The 23,726-nt window shown below is 63.1% G+C and carries 30 protein-coding genes, 1 tRNA gene and 1 pseudogene; 8 read left to right on the top strand and 24 right to left on the bottom strand.

All coding sequences use genetic code 11. The features are described from left to right. Window positions 1-6 precede the first annotated feature (6 nt). Complete coding sequence (locus GGR03_RS08540; RefSeq protein WP_183207225.1) at window positions 7-450, bottom strand: VOC family protein; 444 nt, start codon at window positions 448-450, stop codon at window positions 7-9. Then, a complete protein-coding gene (locus GGR03_RS08535) occupies window positions 447-1,979 on the bottom strand; it encodes an ABC transporter ATP-binding protein (RefSeq protein ID WP_183207224.1) in 1,533 nt (510 codons plus the stop codon). Before GGR03_RS08535 ends, GGR03_RS08540 begins: the two co-directional genes overlap by 4 nt. 157 nt (window positions 1,980-2,136) lie before the next feature. Here GGR03_RS08535 and GGR03_RS08530 point away from each other — a divergent pair, with 157 nt between their 5' ends. Continuing rightward, a complete protein-coding gene (locus tag GGR03_RS08530; RefSeq protein ID WP_183207223.1) occupies window positions 2,137-2,595 on the top strand; it encodes an acyl-CoA thioesterase in 459 nt (152 codons plus the stop codon). Then, complete coding sequence (locus GGR03_RS08525; RefSeq protein ID WP_183207222.1) at window positions 2,592-2,813, top strand: SlyX family protein; 222 nt, start codon at window positions 2,592-2,594, stop codon at window positions 2,811-2,813. Before GGR03_RS08530 ends, GGR03_RS08525 begins: the two co-directional genes overlap by 4 nt. A 28-nt stretch (window positions 2,814-2,841) precedes the next feature. On the opposite strand, the gene GGR03_RS08520 is transcribed toward GGR03_RS08525, so the two are convergent. The 4 genes from GGR03_RS08520 to GGR03_RS08505 form a co-directional block, all read right to left on the bottom strand. Next, on the bottom strand, window positions 2,842-3,783 hold the full coding sequence (locus GGR03_RS08520) for a nucleoside hydrolase (RefSeq protein WP_183207221.1): 942 nt from the start codon (window positions 3,781-3,783) through the stop codon (window positions 2,842-2,844). A 155-nt stretch (window positions 3,784-3,938) separates the two neighbouring features. Next, window positions 3,939-4,934 carry a BMP family lipoprotein gene (locus tag GGR03_RS08515; RefSeq protein ID WP_183207220.1) on the bottom strand — a complete coding sequence of 332 codons (996 nt, stop codon included), beginning with the start codon at window positions 4,932-4,934 and terminating at the stop codon, window positions 3,939-3,941. Between the two features lie 148 nt (window positions 4,935-5,082). Continuing rightward, complete coding sequence (gene msrA, locus GGR03_RS08510; protein ID WP_210292066.1) at window positions 5,083-5,754, bottom strand: peptide-methionine (S)-S-oxide reductase MsrA; 672 nt, start codon at window positions 5,752-5,754, stop codon at window positions 5,083-5,085. Window positions 5,755-5,786: 32 nt separating this feature from the next. Continuing rightward, window positions 5,787-6,104: a hypothetical protein gene (locus tag GGR03_RS08505; protein WP_183207219.1), complete on the bottom strand. Its 318-nt coding sequence runs from the start codon at window positions 6,102-6,104 to the stop codon at window positions 5,787-5,789. 536 nt (window positions 6,105-6,640) lie between these two features. Between GGR03_RS08505 and GGR03_RS08500 the strand changes: the two genes are divergently transcribed. The 3 genes from GGR03_RS08500 to GGR03_RS08490 all read left to right on the top strand — a co-directional run bounded on the left by GGR03_RS08500 (window position 6,641) and on the right by GGR03_RS08490 (window position 7,746). Continuing rightward, window positions 6,641-6,730: transfer RNA gene (locus GGR03_RS08500), tRNA-Ser, on the top strand. A gap of 300 nt (window positions 6,731-7,030) precedes the next feature. Continuing rightward, window positions 7,031-7,282, top strand: a complete 252-nt coding sequence (locus GGR03_RS08495; protein WP_183207218.1) for a hypothetical protein — start codon at window positions 7,031-7,033, stop codon at window positions 7,280-7,282. 167 nt (window positions 7,283-7,449) lie between these two features. Further along, window positions 7,450-7,746 carry a hypothetical protein gene (locus tag GGR03_RS08490; RefSeq protein WP_183207217.1) on the top strand — a complete coding sequence of 99 codons (297 nt, stop codon included), beginning with the start codon at window positions 7,450-7,452 and terminating at the stop codon, window positions 7,744-7,746. Between the two features lie 276 nt (window positions 7,747-8,022). Here GGR03_RS08490 and GGR03_RS08485 read toward each other — a convergent pair whose 3' ends face one another. The 3 genes from GGR03_RS08485 to GGR03_RS08475 form a co-directional block, all read right to left on the bottom strand. Next, window positions 8,023-8,211 (bottom strand): hypothetical protein, encoded by a 189-nt coding sequence (locus tag GGR03_RS08485; protein ID WP_183207216.1) that lies wholly within the window; start codon window positions 8,209-8,211, stop codon window positions 8,023-8,025. A 332-nt stretch (window positions 8,212-8,543) separates the two neighbouring features. After that, window positions 8,544-8,783 carry a hypothetical protein gene (locus tag GGR03_RS08480; RefSeq protein WP_183207215.1) on the bottom strand — a complete coding sequence of 80 codons (240 nt, stop codon included), beginning with the start codon at window positions 8,781-8,783 and terminating at the stop codon, window positions 8,544-8,546. A 423-nt stretch (window positions 8,784-9,206) separates the two neighbouring features. Next, entirely contained in the window at window positions 9,207-9,971 is a 765-nt protein-coding gene (locus tag GGR03_RS08475; protein ID WP_210292083.1) for a DUF4238 domain-containing protein, read from the bottom strand. An 86-nt stretch (window positions 9,972-10,057) separates the two neighbouring features. Between GGR03_RS08475 and GGR03_RS08470 the strand changes: the two are divergent. Next, window positions 10,058-11,023: pseudogene (locus tag GGR03_RS08470) on the top strand (IS1595 family transposase); the annotation flags it as partial. Between the two features lie 314 nt (window positions 11,024-11,337). Here GGR03_RS08470 and GGR03_RS08465 read toward each other — a convergent pair. The 6 genes from GGR03_RS08465 to GGR03_RS08440 form a co-directional block, all read right to left on the bottom strand. Then, window positions 11,338-11,607 (bottom strand): hypothetical protein, encoded by a 270-nt coding sequence (locus tag GGR03_RS08465; RefSeq protein ID WP_183207214.1) that lies wholly within the window; start codon window positions 11,605-11,607, stop codon window positions 11,338-11,340. Continuing rightward, the gene (locus tag GGR03_RS08460) at window positions 11,604-12,041 is read right to left on the bottom strand and encodes a PIN domain-containing protein (RefSeq protein WP_183207213.1); all 438 of its coding nucleotides are present in this window, start codon (window positions 12,039-12,041) and stop codon (window positions 11,604-11,606) included. Before GGR03_RS08460 ends, GGR03_RS08465 begins: the two co-directional genes overlap by 4 nt. A 40-nt stretch (window positions 12,042-12,081) precedes the next feature. Beyond that, window positions 12,082-12,336, bottom strand: coding sequence for a DUF4238 domain-containing protein (locus GGR03_RS08455; RefSeq protein WP_183207212.1), 255 nt, complete (start codon window positions 12,334-12,336; stop codon window positions 12,082-12,084). 145 nt (window positions 12,337-12,481) lie between these two features. Next, on the bottom strand, window positions 12,482-12,865 hold the full coding sequence (locus GGR03_RS08450) for a DUF2513 domain-containing protein (protein ID WP_183207211.1): 384 nt from the start codon (window positions 12,863-12,865) through the stop codon (window positions 12,482-12,484). A gap of 83 nt (window positions 12,866-12,948) precedes the next feature. Then, window positions 12,949-13,632: a hypothetical protein gene (locus GGR03_RS08445; protein ID WP_183207210.1), complete on the bottom strand. Its 684-nt coding sequence runs from the start codon at window positions 13,630-13,632 to the stop codon at window positions 12,949-12,951. Beyond that, window positions 13,629-15,311: a tape measure protein gene (locus GGR03_RS08440; RefSeq protein WP_183207209.1), complete on the bottom strand. Its 1,683-nt coding sequence runs from the start codon at window positions 15,309-15,311 to the stop codon at window positions 13,629-13,631. Before GGR03_RS08440 ends, GGR03_RS08445 begins: the two co-directional genes overlap by 4 nt. Before the next feature lie 193 nt (window positions 15,312-15,504). Between GGR03_RS08440 and GGR03_RS08435 the strand changes: the two genes are divergently transcribed. Continuing rightward, a complete protein-coding gene (locus GGR03_RS08435) occupies window positions 15,505-15,699 on the top strand; it encodes a hypothetical protein (RefSeq protein ID WP_183207208.1) in 195 nt (64 codons plus the stop codon). Here the strand turns inward: GGR03_RS08435 and GGR03_RS08430 are convergent, their stop codons facing one another. The 3 genes from GGR03_RS08430 to GGR03_RS08420 form a co-directional block, all read right to left on the bottom strand. Next, complete coding sequence (locus GGR03_RS08430) at window positions 15,700-16,089, bottom strand: hypothetical protein (protein WP_183207207.1); 390 nt, start codon at window positions 16,087-16,089, stop codon at window positions 15,700-15,702. Window positions 16,090-16,101: 12 nt separating this feature from the next. Continuing rightward, complete coding sequence (locus GGR03_RS08425) at window positions 16,102-17,388, bottom strand: hypothetical protein (protein ID WP_183207206.1); 1,287 nt, start codon at window positions 17,386-17,388, stop codon at window positions 16,102-16,104. A 70-nt stretch (window positions 17,389-17,458) separates the two neighbouring features. Beyond that, on the bottom strand, window positions 17,459-17,725 hold the full coding sequence (locus GGR03_RS08420) for a hypothetical protein (RefSeq protein ID WP_183207205.1): 267 nt from the start codon (window positions 17,723-17,725) through the stop codon (window positions 17,459-17,461). A gap of 180 nt (window positions 17,726-17,905) precedes the next feature. Between GGR03_RS08420 and GGR03_RS08415 the strand changes: the two genes are divergently transcribed. Further along, window positions 17,906-18,409, top strand: coding sequence for a hypothetical protein (locus GGR03_RS08415; protein ID WP_183207204.1), 504 nt, complete (start codon window positions 17,906-17,908; stop codon window positions 18,407-18,409). Window positions 18,410-18,448: 39 nt separating this feature from the next. Here the strand turns inward: GGR03_RS08415 and GGR03_RS08410 are convergent, their stop codons facing one another. The 6 genes from GGR03_RS08410 to GGR03_RS08385 form a co-directional block, all read right to left on the bottom strand. Beyond that, a complete protein-coding gene (locus GGR03_RS08410; protein WP_183207203.1) occupies window positions 18,449-18,652 on the bottom strand; it encodes a cold-shock protein in 204 nt (67 codons plus the stop codon). A 165-nt stretch (window positions 18,653-18,817) separates the two neighbouring features. After that, window positions 18,818-19,921, bottom strand: coding sequence for a phage major capsid protein (locus tag GGR03_RS08405; RefSeq protein WP_183207202.1), 1,104 nt, complete (start codon window positions 19,919-19,921; stop codon window positions 18,818-18,820). Next, window positions 19,921-20,256 carry a hypothetical protein gene (locus GGR03_RS08400; RefSeq protein WP_183207201.1) on the bottom strand — a complete coding sequence of 112 codons (336 nt, stop codon included), beginning with the start codon at window positions 20,254-20,256 and terminating at the stop codon, window positions 19,921-19,923. The genes GGR03_RS08405 and GGR03_RS08400 overlap by 1 nt, the downstream gene beginning before the upstream one ends. Window positions 20,257-20,264: 8 nt before the next feature. After that, window positions 20,265-20,771 (bottom strand): hypothetical protein, encoded by a 507-nt coding sequence (locus tag GGR03_RS08395; RefSeq protein WP_183207200.1) that lies wholly within the window; start codon window positions 20,769-20,771, stop codon window positions 20,265-20,267. Between the two features lie 248 nt (window positions 20,772-21,019). Beyond that, entirely contained in the window at window positions 21,020-21,796 is a 777-nt protein-coding gene (locus GGR03_RS08390) for a hypothetical protein (protein ID WP_183207199.1), read from the bottom strand. A gap of 886 nt (window positions 21,797-22,682) precedes the next feature. After that, entirely contained in the window at window positions 22,683-23,360 is a 678-nt protein-coding gene (locus GGR03_RS08385; RefSeq protein ID WP_183207198.1) for a hypothetical protein, read from the bottom strand. Between the last annotated feature and the right edge of the window lie 366 nt (window positions 23,361-23,726).

The following is a 23,726-nucleotide window of genomic DNA, read 5'->3' as shown; positions in this document are numbered from 1 at the left end:
GGCGGGCTATTCGGGCGTCTTCAGGAGGTCGACATGGCCGCGCCTGGTCAGCCGGAAGAACGGGTTGTGCGCGAGTTCCCAGAGATGGCCGTCGGGATCGGAGAAATAGCCCGAATAGCCGCCCCAGAAGGTCGGCTCCGGCGACTTCACCGCCGAAGCCCCCGCCGCCACCGCCTTGTCGAACAGCCGGTCGACTTCCTTCTCGCTGGCCATGTTGATCGCCAGCGCGACATTGGGATAGGGCGCGGCACTACCCTTCACCGAGGTCCCGACGTCGGCGGCGAGATCCTTGCGGCCGAACAGTGACAGGACCATGCGCTCGCCCTGCATGAAGACCACCGTCTCGTTGCCGGCCGTGGTCCGCGTCCAGCCGAGCGCCTCGTAGAATGCCGCTGCGCGCTCGAGGTCGTCGACCGCCAGCGTCACGAGACAGATCCGCGCGTCCTTCATGCCGCCGCCTCCCTTTCGTCCACCCCGGCCATCAGGAGGCCGATCTCGCCTTCGCTGGCGTCCGGAGCGCGCTCGCCGACGATGCGCCCGGAAAACATCACCAGGATCCGGTCCGACAGAGCGCGGATTTCGTCGAGCTCGACCGACACCAGCAAGATCGCCTTGCCAGCATCGCGCATGGCGATGATGCGCTTGTGAATGAACTCGATGGCGCCGACATCGACGCCGCGGGTCGGCTGGCCGATCAGCAGCACCTCCGGGTCGCGCTCCATCTCCCTGGCCAGCACGATCTTCTGCTGGTTGCCGCCGGAAAAATTCGCGGTCTTCAGCCGACAGTCTGGCGGGCGGATGTCGTAGGCCTCGATCTTCTCGCGCGCATCTCTTCGCATGGCATCGCGATCGAGCAGGAGGCCGCGGGAAAAGCGCTTGTCGCGCTGATAGCCGAGCATGGCGTTCTCGTTTTCCTCGAAGGCGAGGACCAGGCCCATATTGTGCCGGTCCTCCGGCACGTGGGCGCAGCCGATCCGCCGCAGCATCGCCGGGTCGGCCTCGACGCAGGGATCGATCTCGTGGCCAGCCATGCTGATCCGCCCGGCCTCGGCGCGCCGGATGCCCGACAGCGCCTCGAGCAGCTCCGACTGGCCGTTGCCGGCGACCCCGGCAATGCCGACGATCTCCCCGGCCCGCACCGTCAGCGAGACGTCGTCGACCATGGTGACGCCGCGGCCGTCGCGCACGGTCAGGCCGCGGACATCGAGCCGCACCGCGCCCGGCGCCGCCGGCTGTTTGTCCACGGTCAGGAGCACGCGCCGGCCGACCATCAGCTCGGCGAGCTCGCCGACGGAGGTGGCGGCAGTCTCGCGCGTCGCGACCATCTCGCCCTGCCGCATCACCGAGACACGATCGGTGATCGCCATGATCTCGCGCAGCTTGTGGGTGATCAGGATGATCGTCTTGCCCTCGTCCCGCAGCTGCCGGAGCACGGCGAAGAGATGGTTCGCCTCCGCAGGCGTCAGCACGCCGGTGGGCTCGTCGAGGATCAGGATCTCGGCGCCGCGATAGAGCGCCTTGAGGATCTCCACCCGCTGCTGGCGCCCGACGGGGAGTTCCTCGACAATCGCGTCGGGATCGACGTCGAGCGAATGGTCGGCTTCCAGCCGCTTCAGCTCGGCCCGCACCTTCGCGATGCCGGATCGGAGCAGCGGCGACTGCTCGGCCCCCAGCATGACGTTCTCGACCACGGTGAAGTTCTCGACCAGCATGAAATGCTGGTGGACCATGCCGATCCCGGCAGCGATGGCGGCATTGGGATCGGTGATGTCGACCTTGCGGCCGCCGACTTTGATCTCGCCGGAATCGGCCTGGTAGAAGCCGTAGATGATCGACATCAGGGTCGACTTGCCGGCGCCGTTCTCGCCGACGATGCCGTGGATCGTGCCGCGCTCGACGGTGAGGTTGACCCGCCAGTTGGCCCGGACCACACCGAACCGCTTGTCGATGTCGATCAGCTCGATCGCCGGCTCGGCCATGGGCACACTCTGTACTCGTCCCTCGTGGCAGGACAGTAGTCAGCGCAACCGGCGATGGAAAGCGGAAAGCGCCTCGGCAGAGGCGAGGTTTTGTGCGATAGCCGACGGCACCAGCCGTCCTCGGGACGGGACGACGGCACGGGACCCGGGAGCGACGATGCCAGCCGCACAGGATCGCACGGACGGGCGGGCGACGCCCGGCCTGCGGAGCGCCTACGCCGCCTTCGTGACGCTGCCGACGCGCTGGTCGGACAACGACATCTATGGCCACATGAACAATGTCGTCCACTACGCGCTGATCGACAGCGCGGTGAACGGCTGGCTGATCGAAAACGCCCTGCTCGACATCCAGGCCGGCGACACGATCGGCCTCGTCGTCGAGACCGGCTGCCGCTATTTCGCCGAGCTCGCCTTCCCCGATCCGGTCACCGCCGGCATCCGCGCGGCGCGGATCGGCAACTCGTCGGTGCGCTACGAGGTCGGCCTGTTCCGCGGCGACGCGGACACGGCAGCCGCCGAGGGGTTCTTCGTCCATGTCTATGTCGACCGGGCGACCAGCCGCCCGGCGAGCCTGCCCGCGACGATGCGGGCAAAACTTTCGGAGATTGCCCGATGAGCAACACCGACGAGCCTGCCACCCAGCGGATCGAGGATCTCGAGATCATGGTGGCGCACCAGGCGCAGACGATCGAGGAATTGTCGGAGGAACTGCGCCGCGCCTTCGAGGCGATCGAGCGGATGCAGCGCTCGCTGAAGGGGCTCGGCGAGCGCTTCGAGGCGCTGGAGGCGGTGGCGACGCCGAAAGCCGAGGCCACCAAGCCGCCGCACTACTGAAGGGCGCCGCGAGACGCTCGCCGAGTCCTCAGGGCAACCGGCCGACCCGCTCGCTCAATAACGTGAAATAGGCGTCCGGGTCACCCGAGCGGACCCAGAAGGCGTTCTTCCGCCGGCCGGTGACGCCCCAGTAATCCACGACAGACATGCCGCGCGTCAGGTCGCTGCCGGTCTCGATCTCGACGTTCACGGGTCGGCCGGTGAAGATCTCCGGCGCCAGCACGAAGGCTGTGACACAGGGATCGTGCAGCGGCGCACCCTCCCATTGATATTTCTCGACGTCGAAGCCTTCGGAGAAGTCGAGCATCGCCGCGACGGCCACGCCCGACCGGTTGCCGAGGCCGCGGAAGGCGGCGATCCGCGCCCGTGTCGACCGCATCTGGTGGGTGACGTCGAGGGAGAGGACGGTGATCGCCGCACCGCTGGCAAAGACGATCGAAGCCGCCTCCGGGTCGACATAGATGTTGAACTCGGCCGCAGGCGTGATGTTGCCCACTTCGAAATAGCCGCCGCCCATCAGCACGATGTCCTTCAACCGCGTGGCGATGTCCGGCGCCTTGGCGAAGGCGACACCGATATTGGTCAGCGGCCCCAGCGCCAGCAGCCGGATCGATTGCGGCGGGTGGGCGCGGATCGTCTCGATCAGGAAGTCGACGCCGTGCTGGGCCTGGGGCCTGACGACCGGCGGCGGCAGGTCCGGCCCGTCGAGACCGGTCGGGCCGTGGACGTGCTCGGCGGTGACCAGTTCGCGCAGCATCGGCCGCTCGCAGCCGGCGAACACCGGCACGTCGGTGCGGCCGGCGAGTTCGACGAGGCTGAGTGCGTTGCGGGTCGTGTGCGACAGCGGAATGTTGCCGGCGACGGTGACGATGCCGAGGACCTCGATCGCCTCCGGCGAGGCGAGCGCCGCCAGCAGCGCCACCGCGTCGTCCTGTCCCGGATCGGTGTCGAAGATCACCTTCTCGCTCATGCGCGTCTGTCCCTCCGATGGCCGGCTTTTCGCCGGGTCGATGCGGCCTTAGCATCTGGATGCGGCGCTGCGAAGTCGCAGAAACCTTGCCGCGCGCAAGGCAAAGGGCGCCCCGCTGCCGGGACGCCCTTCAGGGGTCGAGCCTTTGGTTGGGCTCAGTATGGGCAGCTCGAATCGGTGGTGTAGTCGTGCACCGTGATCGTGCCGTCGATGATCTCCTGCCGGGCCTTGTCGGCGGCAGACTTCATCTCGTCGGTGACGAGTTCGGCATTGTGCTCGTCCATGGCATAGCCGACACCGTCCTGCTCGAGGCCGAGAATGACCGTGCCCGCGGTCCAGTTGCCCTTTGCCGCATCGTCGAACGTGGCGTAGACGGCGTTGTCGACGCGCTTGACCATCGAAGTCAGCACGTGGCCCGGAAACAGCATGTTCTGGTTGGAATCGACGCCGATGCCGAACTTGCCCTCGTCGGCCGCCGCCTGCAGCACGCCGATGCCGGTGCCGCCGGCGGCATGGAAGATCACGTCGGCGCCCTGGTTCATCTGCGAGCGGGCAAGTTCGCCGCCGCGGACCGGGTCGTTCCAGGCCGCGCCGGTCGTGCCAGTCATGTTCTCGAGCACCTCGCCGTCGGCTGCGACCGACTTGAATCCGCCCTTGTAGCCGCAGGCGAATTTCGAGATCAGCGGGATGTCCATGCCGCCGACGAAGCCGACCTTGCCGGTCTCCGACTTCATCGCCGCAAGGATGCCGACGAGATACGAGCCCTCCTCTTCCTTGAACAGGATCGAGCGCACGTTCGGCGCGTCGACGACGGCGTCGATGATGGCAAACTGGGTGTCGGGATATTCGGCTGCGACGGTTTCCAGTGCGGCGGCCTGAGCGAAGCCGACCGAGATGATCGGGCTGGCGCCGTCCCGGGCGAAGCGGCGCAGTGCCTGCTCGCGCTGGGCTTCGGTGGTGATCTCGAATTCGCGATATTCGGTGCCGCTGTCGGCCGTGAACTTCTCGGCGCCGTTATAGGCGGCCTCGTTGAAGGATTTGTCGAACTTGCCGCCCATGTCGTAGAGGACGGCGGGCGCGAAATCGGCGGCGGACGCCGCCGAAGCCGACAGGATGGTGGCAGCCAGGAGTCCGGCCAGGAACTGTTTCATGGGTGACGCGATCCCTCTTGCGGGGTGACGGGAGCAGCCGCGCGACAGCCGAAGAGGCGCCACGACTTTCCCGAGACTGGCATGGCGAAGAAGAAGAATCACCCGAAATCCGCAGGGCGGGCACGTCGCCCCGCCCTGCGCGCGACCGTCAGTAGGCGGCCGCGACCCCTACCCCGATCGGGCACGCGACGCCGGTCCCGCCGACGCCGCAATAGCCGTTCGGGTTCCGCGCCAGATATTGCTGGTGGTACTCCTCGGCATAATAGAACGGTCCCGCCGGCTCGATCTCGGTGGTGATCGTGCCCTTGTGCCCGGCTGCCGTCAGCGCCGCCTGGTAGCGCGCCCTCGATGCCTCGGCCGCCTCGCGCTGGGCATCGCCGAACGTATAGATGCCCGAGCGGTACTGGGTGCCCATGTCGTTGCCCTGGCGCATGCCCTGCGTCGGGTCGTGGCCTTCCCAGAAGGTCTTCAGCAATTCGTCATAGGTGATCACGTCGGGATCGTAGACGACGAGCACGACCTCGTTCTGCCCGGTCTGGCCGGTGCAGACCTCCTGATAGGTCGGATTGGTCGTCGTGCCGCCGGCATAGCCCGCCGCGGTGACGTAGACGCCCGGCAATTGCCAGAACTTGCGCTCCACGCCCCAGAAGCAGCCCATGCCGAACACCGCCGTCTCCAGTCCCTCGGGAAACGGGCCCTTCAGCGGCTTGCCGTTGACGAAATGGCGCTCCGCCGTCGGGATCGCCTCGGCTCGCCCCGGCAGCGCCTCGGCGCCGGTGGGCAGCTTCATCTTCTTGGAAAACATGTCGAGAATGTACATGCCAAAATCCTTTCGGGCATCGGAGTAATCGGTCAGCGCAGCGCGTCGCGGCGGACCCGGCGCGGTCCCCTGCCGAGCAGCAGGAACAGGACGCCGAGGGCGCCTGCGGTAATCGCCACCGACCATCCGCTGATTGCCGCATAGGAGACGGCGACGGTGGCGCTGCCGGTCGCGGCCGGATCGACGCCGATGCCGAGCAGCGCCAGCGCCTCCCCCACCGGCAAGAGGCGCAGGGCATCGGCCGCCAGCGACCGGGCGATGTCGCCGACGGCAAACACGACGCCGACGGCGAGCAGCAAGGTGCCGAAAGCGAGAAACAGGCTGCCGAACAGGCGACGAAAAAACCGCATGGTTGCTTGCTCTCCCCTGGATGGACGGGCTGCGACGTCCCTCGTTGGTCGACGCATCGAACCGGCCACCGCGCCGGCAGGCCGGGCGACACGTCGATTCCGGCTCGCCGTCCTATGTGGGCATCCCGGCGTGGCTCGGCAATGCGCCGGCCACCACGAACCACGCAGCCCCGATTCACCCGGGCGGCGCCGGCCGGCTGGTGACGTGCCTGCGCAAACGGCGGGAGCCGGCGCCGCAATCATCCGGCAGCGCAGGCCTTGCGCCGAGAGGGCGTCCGGCGGCGAACATGGCGACCATACCGAGGCGTGCCCGACGGCCACGGCGGCGCCGCGGCAAGATCCCGAAATCGGCGCTTGAACCGCGAGGCGTTCTGGCTATAGTCCGCGCCGTTCGAGTAAGCGGGTTTCGTCGCTGGCCGACCGATGCGCCGGGGCGACCCGGCCGGTTGGCTTTCCGATGGTCCCGGACCGTTCCGGCAAGTCCCGGCACGGCCCAGTGAAGCGGGTCCAACCAACCCCTTCCAGCCCGAACCTGCGGTGAGGTGGCCGAGTGGTTGAAGGCGCACGCCTGGAACGCGTGTATACGGGAAACCGTATCGAGGGTTCGAATCCCTCTCTCACCGCCATTCCCATTGATTTCATTGACGTTTTTATGGCTATGACGAGCTTGCCATACTATTTGGCCAACCCGTTCGTGCGCGCCGTATGTCGGACAAATGCAAAAAGCGCCCCCGCAACTGCTTAGGTCGCGAGGCGCTGTGCGCGCACCAGCTTCGGGATGGTGCGCGGCGCTCCGCCAGGGTGGCGCCCGGGGCACTACGGCGCTGTTACGCGCTGATTGGGGTAAGCGCGGGCTGTGCCTTATAGCGCTATAAAGACAGCCCCCATCGCCTTCTCAATAATAGAGAGAGGGATGGAGGTTATCGATGGATCAGATCCAAACGCAGGCGCTAGAGGCTGTTGCGCGGGCTTCCGCGGCAGGATCGCTGCTCATCGTCAGGCAAACGGCGGCGCGGATCGCCACCGCTAACGGCATCAGCAGTGAAGAGCACATCGACGAGCTGGCGCGTATCATTATTGGAGAGGGTGGCAGGCTCGGCGTTGCGATGGAGCCGGGATTGCGGGAAGCAATCGAACGACTGAAAAGCGAGGGCGGCGGCAGCAGCGTCGCCCTGTAAGATTGGGTCACGTTGGCGCTAATCTAAAGCGCCCCGCCACCTTTTGATGACAGGCGTTGCGAGCACTTGCCCCAGGCGCGACGCGCCAGCGGGAACCTAATCCGCGTCGGCACGGTTGTTGCGTATGGCCTCAGGGGCCATTTGCTCTCAACACGTTAGGCCAAGTCATGTCCACCAAGGACACCCTTCCGGCTGCGGTCGACTTCAAAGACCGTGGCTCGCTAGCTGACTTCGGTGCTGAGCGCCTGAACAAGCTTTCCGCCGACTGCGATGCCTGGTGCCTCTGGATGGGTGAGTTCCGGGCAGGACTGTCTACGCCCGCAGGCCGGACCGAGTGGAACGTATTGATGCGTCACGAGCAGGACGAAGTTACGGCGGCGCAGCGCCGGGTCCAAGATGAGATCATCGCTAGAGAAGACGGCGCCCCGCCACGTCCCGATGGCGAGGCGCTAGCAGGACAGTAGACGAGGACCCGCTGTCCCGGCGCACGGCCAATAGTCGGCGGCGCTTCCCATTCTTAGCACGTAACGTACTGCACCGGCGCATAAATGCGCCAAGGCAACAGCGCCGCCCACCACGGCGCGCCGCAGGCACCGGCCCATCCCGATAATGAAAGCGCCCCGCCACCGGTGAGGCTGACGAGGCGCTTCAGGGCCACGGACGAGGATCCGCTACCCCTGCGCTCTGCCGTGTGGTGACGGCGGCGCTACGACTGCCCCTCGTCGGAGCAGCCGGTCTGGTTAAGCGGCGATCAGAGATTTGCCCCTCAAGGAGCGATCGCGGCCCTTGTAGCGTAACACGTAAAAATCAGTGCCCAAGCTGCTGCGTTGACAATACCGCACCTTGCCGCGCACGCTGCCGCATGCAGTCTGGACGGCTTGGCCGACGTCAAAGCGGAAGGGCGCGGCGACATTCTGATGATTGGTCATGTTGGTCTCTTAAGGTTCGGCTTTCCACAGCCGCGCCCTGTGACAGACAGGGCAGCCGGGGGGTGGAAACGTGCTTAAGAGACACGTCGGCAGCGCTTTTAAGGATACCCTCTGGACATGGCGCACCGCCCCCGGCATATTGCTGCCAGGTTCGGAGCGCCCGCCAAGGCGCGTCCAGCGTCTAGGAGCCCGCCAAGGCTCCGTACCGCATCGACCCTCACTCGCGCCAACGAGCTGACGGGTCATCTTAAGTCCGGGTTTCCACACCCACGGACAGCGTTCCACGATATGACTTGATAAGCAAGCCGTCCCCTGCGGGGCCGGACGCTTTGTCACGGCACTGGCCGCTGCGCCTCCTCGATCTCCCGCCGCTTTTGAGTAATCAGTGCCTCGATCCGCTTGCGCTCCGGCATGACGATCCGCTTGACGCGTGCCAGGTAGTGGCGCTCCCAATAGTCGAGCAGTGGGCGCATCTCCTCATCAAACATGTCCACAAGGTCCGCAGCCTTCAGCATCAGATCCTCGAGGCGCTCGAGGGTCATTTCCTCATCTTTCGGGGGCTTCTTGGCCATCCTCGACCCTCCGCTTGGTTCGCTAAGCAAGGGCAGCGAAGAACTCAGGCGGCTTTATGGAGTGCGCGCGGGGGATACTTGATACAAGCTGGCGACTGTTCGTTGCTATATTGGTAAAATGGTATTTCTACATTTTCTCGCCATTGTATAGCCGGTGGATGATATTGGCCCTGCCAAGGCACCCCATGCATACGGTCGTGCAGCCAGCCTTCACCGAGCACAAGGCCCGACCGACGTCTTCCGGCGTAGGATTGACGCACCACGAGCGCAGAGCGTGGGCAGCGAGCAGCGCCGTTTCCGGCTTTAGCTTGACGACACGCTGCTGATGGAAGGCAGTCTCGAGCCGGTCGGCTATCTGGAGGAGTGAGCGAGTCCGATCCATGCCTCGTTGAAGAACGAAGCGGGAACAGCGTCAAGGGGCGGTCAGCGACTTATAGGTCGCGATGACGGATCGGACCGCATTTTAATCAAGTCGGCCATCAGCCGACGTTGCGGGGATTTGCCGAAGCGGTTTTGTATGAACCGTAGTTGGCTGGCGTCGTGGCCATAAACAAATCGGTTGGCTCCTTCCACGACCTGTCGATTAACCTCCTTTGCCAACTCCACGTTGCTCGCCTTCAGCACTCGCTCTAGGAATTTTTTGTCCGGAGAAACTATAAACAGTAACCTAGGCCCTATTGGCAGAGCGAGATGTCCATCTGTAGCTTTGAGACTGCTTGTGCGAAGAATGGGGCTATCAGAGGTAAGTAATCTAGGAGAGCCATCAGCGACACGTAAAACGCGCCAGTGCATCTTATTTATCGCTTCACCAACACCATCGTGATCGATCAGAGAAATTAATATCTCAAATTGATGCTTTTCTTTTATGCTTAGAGATTGTCCTTGGAGATACTCGCTAAACGTCTCTGGGTCGGAGGGCCCTCTGACTTCGCGATACCCAGCTTCGGCCGCTTCGTCTGTGCGCCGAAAATCTTCGTGCCACCATTCCCGAAATAGGGCTACATCCTCTGGGCTCCGGAGCAGCAACGATACGATAAAACGTGTCCAAGCTGATCGGCTTTTTGCATCCCAAGGGGCGTCATGACCGTGCTTTTCAAGCATGTCGAGAGCGCCAGAGGCCCAAGTGTCTACCAGCTTGAAAAACTTCTCTTCTACTTGCTGAGCCTCTGCCGGTTCAAAACCATTCAGTTCACTGCTTATCCCTTTCGCTCAGGCGGTAACCATATCTAGCGAAGCCGCGTGACGGACCCGGCGTCCTCCCCTATCTCGGCGGGATGCGCGAGGCCCTGTTCCCCACCCGTTGGAAGAGAGACAAGCCGCCGTCGATCGAGCGCTTCATGGCGACGTTCCCGGATGACTACGCTTGCGCCGACCACCTTGCCCGAAAGCGGTGGCCCAAAGGATTCCAGTGTCCACACTGCAAATCGGCGAAGGGCTGGCGGCTCGAGGCGAGACCCTGGCTTTTCCAGTGTGCCGGAAAGGGCGAGAAGCCCGGTTGCCGGAGGCAGACCTCGGTGATCGCGGGGACGGTGATGCATGGCACGCATCTGCCGCTGCGCACATGGTTCATCGCCGCGTACCTCGTGGCCACGCATTCCAACTCGATCTCGGCATTGCAGCTCCAGGCCAAGATCGGCGTGGGATCCTACAAGACCGCCTGGCTTCTGCTCCATAAGCTACGCAGGGCCATGGTCGCTCCCGGTCGCACGCCCCTCGATGGCGAGGTGGAGGTCGACGAGACAAGCTTCCCGTACCGCAGGAACAGCGACCCCGTGACGGGCGGGCAGGGCAAGAGCAAGGTCGGCAAAGTGTTCGTTATCGGCGCGGTCGAGCGTCGTGACGGGCGCAAGTCAGGGCGCATTCGCCTGGCGCGAATTGCGGAGGACAACGCCCGGCACATCAAGCCTTTCGTGCTCGCGAACACCGCCGTGGGCTGCACCCTGCACACCGACGCAAACCGCTCCTACAACGGGATCCCGGAGCGCAATCACCAGCCGCGCAACCTCAGTGGCAAGAACGAGCTGCCAGCCCACATCACCTTCGAGCGCATCCACCGGGTATTCTCGAACCTGAAGCGCTGGGCGCTCGGCACCTTCCACGGCTTCCGTGAGAAGCATATGGACGCGTACCTCAACGAGTTCGTGTTCCGCTGGAACCGCAGGCGCTCGTTCCAGAGCGCAATGGACAGGCTGCTAGGGGTCGGGCAGGCGCTGCCCCGCACCACCTACAGAGACATCGTCGGCGACACGTCCGAGTGGCGAAGCGAGCATCAGGACCAGATCCTCAAGATGGTGAGCCCGGATCGGCTGGAGATGGCGAGAGCGTTGGCCAGCAGGGATCGCATCGACATCCTCGACGCGCTGGACCAGATCGGGCAGCGATGCGACGTCCGTTACGAGCGCCGGAATCCGACCCGTCCGGCCCTTCCGCCGCGACGCAAGGGGGAGGAACGCTCGACCAGGCGTTACCGCCATCCTCCGCGCGCCAGCCGGGAAGAGGTCGTCGCGGGTGTCTGGCGACACCTTCTACCCGGATCCGGCGTGGCCTTGCGAGACTAGCGGAGACCCGGGGACGTTCCCCGCGTGTCGAGCGGCTCGTCGCCTTCGTCGGGAGGAACGTCGGGTGCCTGGTCGAGAATGGCCAGCGCCGCATCCACGTCGCCCCTCGCGGCGCGCCGGCGCATCATTGCCAGCCCCCGCCTGTGGCCCAGCCCCTCGGCCACCAGGGAGGCGATCATCTGGTTGATGGAGATCCCGTCCTCGGCGGCGGCGGCCCGGGCCTGCTCCATGACATGGTCGGGAAGGCGCAGGGGGTAGGTGCTCATGTCGGTGTTCTCCTATTTTGCCAATCTGCCTCGAACTCTACGGCCGTCCTTACGTCGAGGCCGAAGGCTCGAAGGTTCGGATCGCGGAAATGCCGATCGTCGGACACGACGAGCTGGGCTCCGGCCGCCAAGGCACACTCGACGTAGAGATCGTCCTTCGGGTCTCTCAGAAACGGCCGAAAGCGAAAGCGCGGCAGGGCCGGGACGCATACCTTGCACAGGGTATCAAGCAGCGTTCCGACCTGATCCGGCGCGATCCACGGGTTCGGTCCCAAGATCCCGGGACGGAGCAGCACGTCCTCATACTCGATGACGACCGCGGGGGAGAGCGCGAATTCGATCTCACCAACCAGCATCCCTCGTAGAATGCGGTTTGACGCTCCGTTCCTTGAGCGGAGGGCGCGGACCATGACGTTGGCATCTGCGACGATCATGGTCCGAACATGATCTCGCGGGCGACATCAGTCAAGCATGTCAGGGGATGGCGAAACGCAGCGCAGGCGGTGCCTTGCGCACGCTACATATGGTGTGTGCCTGAGTGAGAGGGATAAGCAGTTTCAGTTCATATAATCGCTCCTGATAACCTGTTCGCTCTGGCATCACAGATCTGACGACGACATCACGATATGGCCGAGAGAACTCAGTTACTTTTTTATCGGTACCGGCCCACCGCCTAAGATAAAAAGCGGGGATGTAGTGGTGCTTTGTGGAAGGATTCGCTGAGGTCATGCTGCAACGTATAACACCGGATCGGATTTCCCTAGACGATGCCACTGACAGACTTCAGGTTCTGTCAAGGAGGTCCTCGGCCACAGCACTATAATCCAGCGATTATACACGATGGGACGATCGCCGCTACCTACAGCCCCCCGTGTCAGCCGAGCCCTAGCTCCATTTTGACGTAGTCCTGCCCGAGCTTAAACAAGGCGCCAACGGTGGCCACTCCGACCTTGCTCGACTGCGCCTTAATCCAGCGCCAGTGCTTCGGCGCACGAATGACGCCCAGCATCTCGTGCCCGCGTCCCGTAAGCCTGTTCACGATGTAGGCCACATTTACGATGTCCGGATCTTCGGTGTCGGGAACATCATCGATTATCGCTTTGATAAGCCCGTCTTCGGCGGCGATGATGACGTGATAAGCAATCTGCTCACGCGTCCATCCCTCGATGGTGATATCCTCAAGTGCCGACACGGGCCGGTCGGCTTTCTCCTCTACATACAGGAGCAACTCCCGCAGCAGGTCTAATTCCAGCTTCATATCCACACCCCTCCGCAACCGGACAAGGGTGGGAACATGCACGGGGAGGAAGCCCCGTGTCGCTACCAAAAGGTGGCTATTCATCAAGCCGCCACCGCATCCGCCGCAAACGGATCAATCTTCTCGCCCACCTTATCCGGCCACGTATGCAGCCGCCGCGTCCGGGCGCCGTCCGCATCCACCACCGTCCAGTCCACATGACCGCCGATGCCGAACAGCGACGGCAGGTCAGGCCGGCAGGGGTTCGGCCCTTTCTTGCGGCGCATGGCTTCGAACAACGGCACGCCGATATCTTCCAGGCTGGTCTCGGGCCCGATATCACCAAGGGCAGCCAACTCGGATTCAGTCAATGCCATGCCGCCACCGAAGTCCGTTCCCATGTTAAGCAGGGTCCATGCGTCCACCCCCTCCTGGTACTTCGTGGAGGTGAGGTAGGCAGTGAAGGGGCCGGTCGTTTCCGAGATGCCAGCGATAACAATTTCGAAGTCTCGTCCCGCGGGAACGCCGCGCTGCTTCCCACGCGCCAGAATGTCCGGGAGTAGCTCGATCATGAGATCGAAGCTTCCGGCAGAGGCTACGCGAAGGATGGATGGGATCAAGACACCGGCCGTCCGCATGTCGCCTCGGCATGTGATGGCGAGCGGAATGTCCGACGAGCGCCACACCTTCTCCTGAATGCCGATAAGCGTGCCGTCGTTGCGGTAGACGGCGCCGTCGGTCAGCATCTCGACGCGGTCGGGATAGACGGCAGTGTGGAAGGCACTCATAGGGCGCTCCTCAATTTGAGTGTGTGAATGGTGCCGAGGATGGCCCTACCGCCTGCGGTCGCACCACCGCCCCCTGGCAGTCCTGCGAAGAGACTATCCAGCGCCATGTTGGTGAGGTAGTCGGCGACCTTGCTAAGCGCATTCGCCAGCATGTCAGCCGCGCTGGTGCCTTCCTGCAGATCGGTAATCATCCCGCTGAAGACATCGCGCGCGACGTCGTTGACCTCTTCCTGCGTCTGGGCCAGCTTTTCCATCGCCGCCTCTTCCTGCTCGATGGCAGTGATGAGGCCGGCGATCGCTTGGCCCTCCGCAGACATCGCATCAACATTAACCCGGCGCAGTGCGTCGGAGATCTGTCGTTGCTCGTTCGTCATGCCGATCTGCAACTGCTCGTGCTCAAGATCCGCGATCAGCTCACGGACAGCCTCGGCTTCGCGATCGGCATCCTTGATGGCTTTCTCGCGGGATCTTTCTTCGTCTGTCTTTTTGGGCTTTTTGGTTTTGCCGTCACCCGCCACAGGGTACTTATCAAGGGTGATTTGCGGGTTGACCCGTGGAAGCCGACCGCCACGCCCGCCCGCCACAGAGGCACCGGAAATTCCGGTGCCTTCCGTAACCTCGAACGCCCCTGAGATCCGCGCGTCGCCGCCGCCCGGTGGCGTCATGCTACGGAGATTGTCCATCATCGCATTATGGCGCTCGAGCCAGTCGGGAAGGCCAGCCATCTCGCCAAGCGCGCGAGAGACATTGATGATCCCGCCGACCACTCGCGACGCCGCATCGCCGACGTTATCGAGGCCGGAGATGATGGAGGAAAAGTCCATGCCAGCGATCGTGTCGCTCAGGCTATTCAGCGCCCCCGAAATCTTCTCGCTCGCCTCGGTGCCCGTATTCAGGCGTCCGGCTGTGTCCTGCAGCACGTTCTGCAGGCGCACGAACGCCTGCGAAACCGTTGTCCCCGCAGTCGCAAGCCTGTCCTCCAGAATCCCGGAACCGGCTTCGATGCCACGGAAGAACGCCTGCGAGGAAAGCTCGCCGTCCAGCATCAACTGACGAAGCGTAGCGACTGAGCCGCCAGCTTCCTTGATGCCCGCCGCAGCGGCTTGGAGGATGGTGGGAGCGCCCTCGAGGATGGAAGTGAATTCCTCCGCACGGACGACACCGCCGCCCATCGCCTGAGAGAGCTGCAGCAGGGCGCCCGACGCCTCGGCTGCGCTTGTGCCGCCAGCGCGCAACGCCACGGCGATCGTCTCAGAGAAACTAACAAGCTCATCAGAGCTAACGTTTAGCTCCTTTTGGTTGATTGCGAGCTTGCTATAAAGCGTAACTAGGCTCTCAATCGGAGCCGCGTTCTTCTGTGCAGCGGCGAACAGCTGGTCGTAGACCGACTTAAGGGCTTCGCCTTCAAGGCCGGTGGTCTTCAGCGCATTCTGGATCCTGATTGACGAGTCTACGAGCTGCTGCGCGCCGCGAAGCGTCACCGCGCCGGCAAACGCCGCCGCCAAGGTCCGGCTCATGGCAACAGCTGAGGCACCGACCCGCGTGTTCATGGTCGCAAAGTTGCGCTCCATGATGCTCGTGGTTTTCTTCGTGTCGCCCTCTAGGCGCTTAAGGGCGCGGCGGATTTGTGCCGTGTCTGCGGAAATGCTGAGGACCAGGTCCTCGACGTCGCGAGCCATTAGGGACCTCGTTCGTTCGTGATGGGTGATACGGGCGGAGGCCAGACGTGCCGACTGTCTCTCGCGATGCCTGGCTGCTCCGACAGGTGCCTGAGCTAGAGGGAGGACCCAGTCATCCTGGGTTCATCCATCGCGGTTTATCGGTCTCGGTGTCACCAGAGACTGCGCTTTGGTAGGGATGCAGGAGCAAGCGATGGCGCTGACGACGCAGGACGTAATCGGATATTACTCGCTCATTCTGGGGGAGAAACCCGAGCCGATGGAGGTCGCCTACTACCTCGAGACGTTCGAGGACGTTCCATCACTGCGTCAGCAGCTCGAGTTCATCGCCAATTGCCGAGCGGGTGCCATAAGCGCCGGAACTCACCCAGCGGCCGCGGCGCAGTAATTATGTCGCCGCATCCGTGAAGAACTGGTCGACATCGGCCTCAGTCTTGCCGAGGAACGCCGCGCAAGCCGCGACGAGTCGGTTAGAGCGATCGATCTGCGTCGCATATTCCCAGGCATCCTCGGCCGCCTCTCGCTCGGCTTCATCCCCAATCGCCGAAAAGAACGCATCAATCTGAGCGCGGCCGATGCCCCAGGTGCGAAGGCCGTTACGTGCTTGCAGCGGGGATATGGAAGCGGGTGCTAATGTCGGGGTCGCAGGAGTCCCCGCATCAAGCTCGGCAAGAAAGCTTTCAAGACTCTGCCCCGTCCGTCCGACGTAGAGGTTTCCGTCTCGATCGGTCCACTGACTTTCGGTGCCCTCAATTGGGGTCAAAGCTGATTTCTCCATGACGTGTAATCGTTATCCAGAATTGCGTGTTTTGAAGATCATTGCGCTAAGTCCAACGGTGCCGCCCCTATTATTTACCAAATAATAGACACCGCCTACGAAACCGCAGCCGATAAACCCTAGTGAGGGAGAGCCACCATTTACAAATGTTGTGCCGGATTGACCTGCTAATTTAATCTCGCCGCCGCCCATTATAAAAGTACCGGTGTTACCGTTGTTGTTATCTGTCACCACAGCAAAACCGCTACCCGTCGGAAAATTGAGGCCGGCGCCATTGGCAACCGATACCGTGGTCGTCGATGTGAAGTGCCAGTTCGCGGTGGGAAGCATCGAAAGGTTCAGAGGCCCGCTGACTGTATCCCCCGCCTTCAGCACCCGCAGATTGTCTGCTGCGGCCTGCGCCGCGGAAACCGGTTTGTTGGCGTCTGTGGTGTTGTCAACGTTGTTTAGGGCGAGCGCCGTCTTGGCTGCTGCAGCGGTCGCCGCCGTCAGCAAAGAGGATCCCGTCGCGGTGGCACCAATCGCCGTGCGCGCTGCCGCCGCATCTGCTGAAGTGATCAGCGAACCACCGACACCGGTGGCGCCGACAGCGCCGCGGGCCGCAGCAGCATCCGCCGCGGCCAGAACCGCAAGGCCGGCTGCACCAGCGTCAGCAGTCGTGAGGTGATTGCGCCACGCCTGCCAGACACCGGCCAGCATGGCCCTCGAGGCGACTTTACCTGCGTTCGGGCCAAACTCCGCGACAGCGATCTGACTGCCGTAAGTCTTTGTGAAATCCAGCGACGTGAGGATTTGCCATGCGCCTCCAGCGATCGGCTGGTCTGCTGCATTCGCTACCCGGTAAAAGCCGCCCGGCACGCAGGCGGCGGCCGTGGCTTTCGTGATGGCCGAGCCATAGACGAGGCTCCCCACTTCAAAGGCGAGGGTGGCGTTCAGGCCAAGCGATGCACGAACCGTGGCCGCATCAGGGTCATTGAGGATCGTCTTGGCGAAAGGGCTCACCCCGGCCATCGCGGCGACCAACTCGGCCAGCCGCTTGTTCGCCTCGATCGCCGACCCAACCCCAGCATTATTGAGCGCTATCGCATAGGCGCCGGTCGACGTGGTGCCCGGCCACGGATACGCCAGAGTCAGCGAGGTATTGCTCTCGATCGAGGCGATCGGGATGCTTACGCCGTTGCGGGAGAAGATGCCGCCATTGATGACTTGAATTGACCACGCCGTACCTGTGCCGGTCACGGTTGCGCTGCCGCTCGTCACCGTGGCGGTGCCGGTCGCGTAAAAGGGTTGCACCGGCATGGGGCCGCGCTCCTGTCATGTTTTGGGAATGGTGAAGAGGCGCTCCCGAGGGGATGCGCGGATGTGGCGCTCAGTCGAGCAGGTCGTCAGGCTCTTCTGGAGTGGTAGGCATCGACACCCTGCTGGCTGAGGCCGGCGTGGCGCCAAGCTGACGAAGGACGACGCGATAGAGATGCATTCCGGGCACGCCGAGGGTTCCCGATGCGAGCCGCGCCTGAAGGATGGCAGCGATTTCAACGATGGTGCGGCGCGACCGATTCAGCCACGGAAGGCTGGCCTCGAAGGCGCACCAGGCATCGGCCTCGGCCGTCGCACGAAGCCGCTTCTCGCTCGACACGCGGCGGGAGTCGGTGCCCGGCTTCCTAGTGGGCAGCTCCGACAAATCAGACTAACGAAGCCCTTGATTTCCAGGATTCTTGCACCGTTGATGGGCGGAATGCACCGCCATCCCAGCAGCCGGCGCTTGCGCCCGGAGAGTCGGCGTCTACAAGTGGTGAGCGAACGTGAGGAGTGCCGCATGCGAATTCTGATCGCCGCCGCCGGATTGGCCACAGTGCTTATGTCCGGGAGCGCCGTAGCGCAGCCAGTGTGGCGGCTTGATCCGGGGATTATGCCGCGCCTGGTCCTCGTCGACGGCGACAAAAGGACGCCCAGCGTCACATGCTATCGGGGCGCACTATCGGTCAGTCGCGATTTTGGGGCGTCGTCTCTCCCGCGTTATGCCGACTCCGGAACCGAGACGGAGGGCAGTTTCCGCATGTCGGGAAAGAGATACCTTAAGGCCGACGGCAGGGAGATCCGCTACGGACGCGTGGGGGTCACGAGCACATCGGAGGGCATGTACGCGGTATCGTTCTACGACATCGATCCGGAAGTGTTCATGCGGTCGGTTGCCGGAGCGCCCGAGCTTACGATCGGCATCCCGGGAGAGGCAGGCAAGGAAGCGCACTACCCGCTCCGGGAATTCGAGCCCGCGCTGGCCGGGCTGCTGGCTGCATGCGCCGAGGAAGATGCGTCTTAGTCCCCGACCGCCATCGAGACTTCCGCGGCACCCGGTGGGTCAGGCCTCCCGGAGGCTCGCGGCTCGGCGCCTGCCGGGACGTCGGGTATCCATGACGGCATCGAACGTGTAGCTCACGCCGACACGCGGCTTGAGGCTGGCGCGTTCGAATTCCTGAAGATGAGCGTAGACGTCACCGCCGCCGTCCTCGTTCGACAGGAATCCGTAGGTTCCGGCCCAATGCTTGAGCGTCGCAGTCTGCATGCTGTCTCTCCTCAAAGAAATGCCCGCCGCCGCAACCGCCCAAGGGCGGAAGGGGACTCGGCGACGGGTTGCTTGCGGCTATCGGTGGTAAGGAGCTATGGCGGCCCACCGACAGCCTCCCGGACTAAGCTTGCCCGTCAACTCGCCGCCCTAGGGGTTACCCGCCTATGCGGCGTACAAATCGCCGGTGATGAAGGCGTCTGGCCGGAAGGTTGCCAAGGCTAGCCTCTCCTCAATGCGCACGGAAATCAGGTTCTTCTCGAAGTCATCGGCGTTCTCGCTCGAGACCATGACTTCAACATCCATGCGGTCGAAGATTGCCGCTCCCTCGGAAAACGCACCGGTCAAGAACTGCCCGACAGGCATGGCGTTCGTGGCTACGATGGGGAGATTCCAGAGATTTGGTCGGGTAATCTGGAACGGAGAGTCGGGCGAGATGTAATTCCCACCTGCATCCTTGATCCCGATAATCCGGCGCCAGTCGCGCTTGTTCAACACAATGCCGGTCACGGGGATGTCGCTGTCTTCGGCCTGGCTGATCGCCTGAAGGAGGCGGTCGATCGCCGTCTCGTCAGACGAGGCGAACTGCGGGTCGAAAGCGGTGGCCTGCGGCACGATACCCAGCAGATTCTGGCCAGTTCCGTTACCAAACAGAAGCTGGTTTTCCTCCACTCGCTTAAGGCCGTTGGTGCCCCGACGATCGATGTATGCCAGCAGGGCCGGCGTATCATCGAGGATCTGGCGGCTGGCCTTGAACATGTGCGCGATGGTGCGAACGGGAGTCGTCACCATGTCGAAGGTCAGGTCCGAGTACGGCTTAGGAGTCGTCTCGGCGACCGGCGCTGCATTATTGGTAAAGCCGGTCTCCCGAGGCCATTCGATCGAGCCGCTGGTGGTACGCGCCTGCGGGAGCAGATCGCGGATGGTCATCTCGCGCTCGAACGGCTCAACAATGCCTGGGACGCGCATGCCAGGCACCAACGAAGTGCCCTGGGATCGCCCTGCACCCACAGTGGTGTTTGCCGTCGTGATTGCGGCGTTCTCGCCCGTCAGCTTCACCACGGCCTTGCCGCGGAAGTTGGAGGTCATACGCTGCACTTCGGGGTCATTCGCGACAATCGAGCCAAGCGAGGCCACTACGTTGTCGTTCGCCGGCTCGCGTTCGCGTACTGCCCGCCTTTCAAGCTCACCAATGCGGGTGGCGAGGGCGCCAGAGGTCTCGGTGAACTTGTCGCCAAGTTCGGCAATGAGAGGGGCTAGATTGGTCATCAGTATTTTTCTCCGATCGTATTGGCGATCCACGCGGGAAGCGGGTCGTTGGTGCCATTCTGTTTGTTGATTTCGCGATAGACTGCTGCCTTGTTCTCGGCTTGCAGATGCTTGGCGCGGTCTTCCACGGCCGCACTGGCCTCCGGGCGCTTGCCTTCACGGCGGGCGGCAATGAGGGTTTTGGCCGCGATGTCGATTTCTCCGGCACGCTCGAAGACGGAGACGGCGCGTTGCCAACTGAAGACGAAAGGCACGTCGGCTGCCGCTGCAGCTTCCTCCGCCGCAACCGCCTCGGCTGCTGCAGCGGCAGCCTCAATTAGTTTCTGAAGGTCCATTTAATTTCCTATTGGATTGCGCGCCGAAGCTCGGCGATTGCGACAGCGGCGTCCGCGTCGTTTGGGGACGCGCCTGCTAGTTCCGCCGCGATTGCCATGACGGCTTGCCCGCTGGTGATCGCGGCTGCGCCGCCAGGCGAAGCGCCAAAGACGCAGTGCTCGCCGTTGATGATGGTTGAGACGCCGGCAGCTCCGACAATCACGTGGCTCACGTGGGCGCGGGCACCGCCGAGGATGGCGCCAACCGTTTCGCGAAACGTGGCGCCGAATGCTGCGCGCATGGCGCCGTAACGACCGACGTGCTCGGCGGCGTCTTTCGTGGCGCCCACGTCGCAAATGGCTGCCAGTGTCAAAGCGACGATATCGCCCTCGGTTGCATCCGCTGGAAAGCGCCGGCTGGAAGGCTCCCTCGAGACAAGCCCGGCTGCCTGCAAGGCCAAAAGGATGGCATCGAGGCGACCGAAAGGCTTGCCGAGGCGACGCGCGAGAATTTCAACGAGAGCGGATTTCCGCACGTTCGCCTCCATTTCTTGAGAGTAAAGGAAAGGATTCTGCGTAAAAAACGCCGCTGCCGTTATTAAAGTGGCCCCGCATCAGCACGAACGGGGCCGTCGCCAGCGCATCAGGGAGAGGAGCCCGGCGCCGACTATCCGAAGAAGCTGGCAGGCCGCGACGGACAACGTGAGACGAAAAAGGCCGCCCCCGAGGACGGCCTGAATCTGTCTCTTGCTTATTCCCGCCCGCGTCGGAAAATGGGTATGCCCTACGCAGCTATCCTTAGCCGGTGACAGTGATGCTCAAGCTCGTGGAATCCGAGAAACACCAGAGCGCGTCCCGCTCCTTTGGCGCCGGTTTTGTTACCGGCCCCGTGGGCGCGTCCAATTTCCTCAAGGGTATCATTGCCCACGACCGCCGCCTCGAACGCGACGCAAAGCGGCCCCAGCGCCTTCTGCGCCTGTGCCAGCTCGCGTTGCGCGTCTATCTGCCGGATCAGGACAGCATCGCCTTCCCAAGGTTTAGGGATTGGCTTTGACATAGGACGCGGATGCGAGGGTTCCGTGCGAAGGCCGCGGTGAGCTTCCGCCCGTGCCGCCTTGCCCACCTTCCGCACGCCTTTGTCGACGAGCTTGCCAGACGATGCGTCAATGTCCGTCCGGTGGGCCGTATAAAGGCCTTCGCTCGCATCCCTGCCAATGAGGTCGGTGACGGCATGTGCGGCCTCGTGCATCTCACGGTAACGCTCGGCGAGCCGTAGATGGTGCTCGTCACCTTCGGCCCTTAGAAGCTTGGCTAGCGGCCAATCCTGGTTATCGTTGGCGGCTTGTCCGCTGTAGCGGGATGACGTGATCCAAGCCGCCTGAGCCTTCAGCCTGTGTTCGATCGTCGGACCGTCGCCAGGAAGCCTGACAACAAGGCCGGGAATGGAAAGACGGCGGGCTGGTGGTGACCACTCGCCGCTATCGTCGCCGCTCGAGATTTTCGGAGCTTCGTGTGCCCGGTCAAAAACCGGCACGTCGTCGTTCGCTGCAATGCGCTTCATGGATTGTCCCTCTCGTCGCCCTGCCAGGCGGTGCAGCGGAGGTGCTGCCTGAAGTAAATAGTGCAAACCGACCGCTTGAACGAACCAAACTTCTTCAGGTATTCGAGAAACGCGGCAATTATGACACGCTCCCGCGCGCGCGCGATACGCGTGATCGCGCGCACGCGAGGGAAAATCTGTAATTGCGAAGTAACGAACGGAGCACGCCGGTACGGTGTGGCGAGCACCCTAGACTTCCAATGGCGCCCGGGGTCATCATTTCAATCGCAGATGCACGCGCTGTGCGGGGGCGCGGGTTGGCGATCGACGCGACCCACGACTTTCAGGGGAGCCGCACTTTAGATCCCACGTGAAAACCTGCGGGCGCACGTGTGCGAGCATGACGCCGGTCGGCGAAGACCACAGCCTGAGACTTCAAATCACCCGTCTGCACTGGATATGAGGCAGCGCCGCTGTCCCCGCAGTTCACAATCGGGCCCCACAATATGTTGTGGCTTCAGCTTAATTCGGGTCTAGCCATGGTGATCCCGCGCGGATGACGGTATGTTTCAGCTGCCTCGGCTTGAGGCGGAAAGGAGGTGATTGAGATGGCAAAGGCTTCCAAAATCGGCCGCAATGCAGGCAATGGGCAGTTCACCACGGTGAAGACCGCAACGAACAAACCCAAAACCCACATTGTTGAGACCGTAAAGCGCAAGTAGCATTAGTCGCTAGGGCCGGGCGGTGGTCGCCAAACTGACCGTCCGGCCTTCTTTGAGCATCCTCGACCGTCGCTCGTCAAATCAACATTCAAATGCCCCGCCACGCCACACAGCGGGTCGTCAGGCGCGTTGCTGGTTATTTGGCGACAACTGTCGCCAGAAGTATAGCGCGCGCTGTAGGGCCGCTATGCGGCTTGTGCGGATCTGTCAGTCAACCAAGCTGGCGGTAGTCGATTATAGGCAAGTCCCTTGTTCCCGCCCCATATATGCAGACTGAAACCCATCAAGTCTTCGGCGTCTTTGGGTTCGTCAACATTTATAGCCTCGCATAGGCGCGAGAATTCCCCCTGTCCTTCCGCTTGGCGCTTTGGATCGGGCGACTCGAGTACGATCCTTCGATCGAAAGAATTCCCGCCTTCAGGGGCGAACGTGACAACGATGACCTGATCATTGCCGTCCATCTCCAGCTCTGCGGCCTCAATCTTACAGGTGGCGTCCACCTTGAAGGTGGCGGCTGCCTTTGGCTTCGCAGGTGCGTTGGCTTTGGCCTTGGCAATTGCCGCGCCCTTCGCGTCGCCGTGAATCAATGGCAGATCCTCAAGCCACCGCTCATTGGCCAGCCAAGAGGCCGGCTCGGGTACCCACTTCTTCTCGACATTGTTGCTCGCGTAGTGGGTGGCCCAAGCGCGGGCAGCTTCCGCAATAGTCGCGTGCAAGTCAGCATCAGGCGCAATCGCCTTATAAGCCGCCTTCGCCTTTGCCAACTTATGCTTTCGCGGCCAGACGCTCCAGAACTCCTCAAAGCCTCCCGAGGACGGCACCGCCCCGGCCGGCCCGTAAAGGGCCGAGTCGGGCGGCGCCATAGGCGCGTCCTCGAATGTTCTACATACCAGTATACCGGTCCTGTCGGCCGGTAACTGTATGTAGGTTTCGGGGGTCGTCACACCCCCACTAGGCTCGCTAGAGGGGGTCGCTGCACCCTCACAGGAGGGGGTCACTGCACCCCCACTAGTAGAGGGGGTAGTCACACCCCCACTAGGAGAGAATGCGAAATTCAGGGTGAACTCTGTGGGGCGAGTGCCTTTGCCTTCACGAAGTACGGCGAAGGCGCCGCGATCCACGAGCCGTCTGATGCTGGTCTTCACATTGGAACGGTCGGCCCGGGTGGCTTCGGCGATAAACCGGAGGCTGGCACGAGCATTTCCATAGCGCGGGTAGTACCGCTGAAT

It is taken from the genome of Aurantimonas endophytica, assembly GCF_014196845.1.
Lineage (GTDB): Bacteria > Pseudomonadota > Alphaproteobacteria > Rhizobiales > Rhizobiaceae > Aurantimonas > Aurantimonas endophytica.
The sequence above is the reverse complement of the archived record's forward strand: the minus strand, read 5'-3'. Positions and strand labels throughout refer to the sequence as shown.

Bases quoted from the DNA above. Each gene is read 5' to 3' on its own strand.
- GGR03_RS08540 (WP_183207225.1), bottom strand. From the start codon at position 450: ATGAAGGACGCGCGGATCTGTCTCGTGACGCTGGCGGTCGACGACCTC.
- GGR03_RS08535 (WP_183207224.1), bottom strand. From the start codon at position 1,979: ATGGCCGAGCCGGCGATCGAGCTGATCGACATCGACAAGCGGTTCGGT.
- GGR03_RS08530 (WP_183207223.1), top strand. From the start codon at position 2,137: ATGCCAGCCGCACAGGATCGCACGGACGGGCGGGCGACGCCCGGCCTG.
- GGR03_RS08525 (WP_183207222.1), top strand. From the start codon at position 2,592: ATGAGCAACACCGACGAGCCTGCCACCCAGCGGATCGAGGATCTCGAG.
- GGR03_RS08520 (WP_183207221.1), bottom strand. From the start codon at position 3,783: ATGAGCGAGAAGGTGATCTTCGACACCGATCCGGGACAGGACGACGCG.
- GGR03_RS08515 (WP_183207220.1), bottom strand. From the start codon at position 4,934: ATGAAACAGTTCCTGGCCGGACTCCTGGCTGCCACCATCCTGTCGGCT.
- msrA (WP_210292066.1), bottom strand. From the start codon at position 5,754: ATGTACATTCTCGACATGTTTTCCAAGAAGATGAAGCTGCCCACCGGC.
- GGR03_RS08505 (WP_183207219.1), bottom strand. From the start codon at position 6,104: ATGCGGTTTTTTCGTCGCCTGTTCGGCAGCCTGTTTCTCGCTTTCGGC.
- GGR03_RS08495 (WP_183207218.1), top strand. From the start codon at position 7,031: ATGGATCAGATCCAAACGCAGGCGCTAGAGGCTGTTGCGCGGGCTTCC.
- GGR03_RS08490 (WP_183207217.1), top strand. From the start codon at position 7,450: ATGTCCACCAAGGACACCCTTCCGGCTGCGGTCGACTTCAAAGACCGT.
- GGR03_RS08485 (WP_183207216.1), bottom strand. From the start codon at position 8,211: ATGACCAATCATCAGAATGTCGCCGCGCCCTTCCGCTTTGACGTCGGC.
- GGR03_RS08480 (WP_183207215.1), bottom strand. From the start codon at position 8,783: ATGGCCAAGAAGCCCCCGAAAGATGAGGAAATGACCCTCGAGCGCCTC.
- GGR03_RS08465 (WP_183207214.1), bottom strand. From the start codon at position 11,607: ATGAGCACCTACCCCCTGCGCCTTCCCGACCATGTCATGGAGCAGGCC.
- GGR03_RS08460 (WP_183207213.1), bottom strand. From the start codon at position 12,041: ATGATCGTCGCAGATGCCAACGTCATGGTCCGCGCCCTCCGCTCAAGG.
- GGR03_RS08455 (WP_183207212.1), bottom strand. From the start codon at position 12,336: ATGACCTCAGCGAATCCTTCCACAAAGCACCACTACATCCCCGCTTTT.
- GGR03_RS08450 (WP_183207211.1), bottom strand. From the start codon at position 12,865: ATGAAGCTGGAATTAGACCTGCTGCGGGAGTTGCTCCTGTATGTAGAG.
- GGR03_RS08445 (WP_183207210.1), bottom strand. From the start codon at position 13,632: ATGAGTGCCTTCCACACTGCCGTCTATCCCGACCGCGTCGAGATGCTG.
- GGR03_RS08440 (WP_183207209.1), bottom strand. From the start codon at position 15,311: ATGGCTCGCGACGTCGAGGACCTGGTCCTCAGCATTTCCGCAGACACG.
- GGR03_RS08435 (WP_183207208.1), top strand. From the start codon at position 15,505: ATGGCGCTGACGACGCAGGACGTAATCGGATATTACTCGCTCATTCTG.
- GGR03_RS08430 (WP_183207207.1), bottom strand. From the start codon at position 16,089: ATGGAGAAATCAGCTTTGACCCCAATTGAGGGCACCGAAAGTCAGTGG.
- GGR03_RS08425 (WP_183207206.1), bottom strand. From the start codon at position 17,388: ATGCCGGTGCAACCCTTTTACGCGACCGGCACCGCCACGGTGACGAGC.
- GGR03_RS08415 (WP_183207204.1), top strand. From the start codon at position 17,906: ATGCGAATTCTGATCGCCGCCGCCGGATTGGCCACAGTGCTTATGTCC.
- GGR03_RS08410 (WP_183207203.1), bottom strand. From the start codon at position 18,652: ATGCAGACTGCGACGCTCAAGCATTGGGCCGGAACCTACGGATTCCTG.
- GGR03_RS08405 (WP_183207202.1), bottom strand. From the start codon at position 19,921: ATGACCAATCTAGCCCCTCTCATTGCCGAACTTGGCGACAAGTTCACC.
- GGR03_RS08400 (WP_183207201.1), bottom strand. From the start codon at position 20,256: ATGGACCTTCAGAAACTAATTGAGGCTGCCGCTGCAGCAGCCGAGGCG.
- GGR03_RS08390 (WP_183207199.1), bottom strand. From the start codon at position 21,796: ATGAAGCGCATTGCAGCGAACGACGACGTGCCGGTTTTTGACCGGGCA.
- GGR03_RS08385 (WP_183207198.1), bottom strand. From the start codon at position 23,360: ATGGCGCCGCCCGACTCGGCCCTTTACGGGCCGGCCGGGGCGGTGCCG.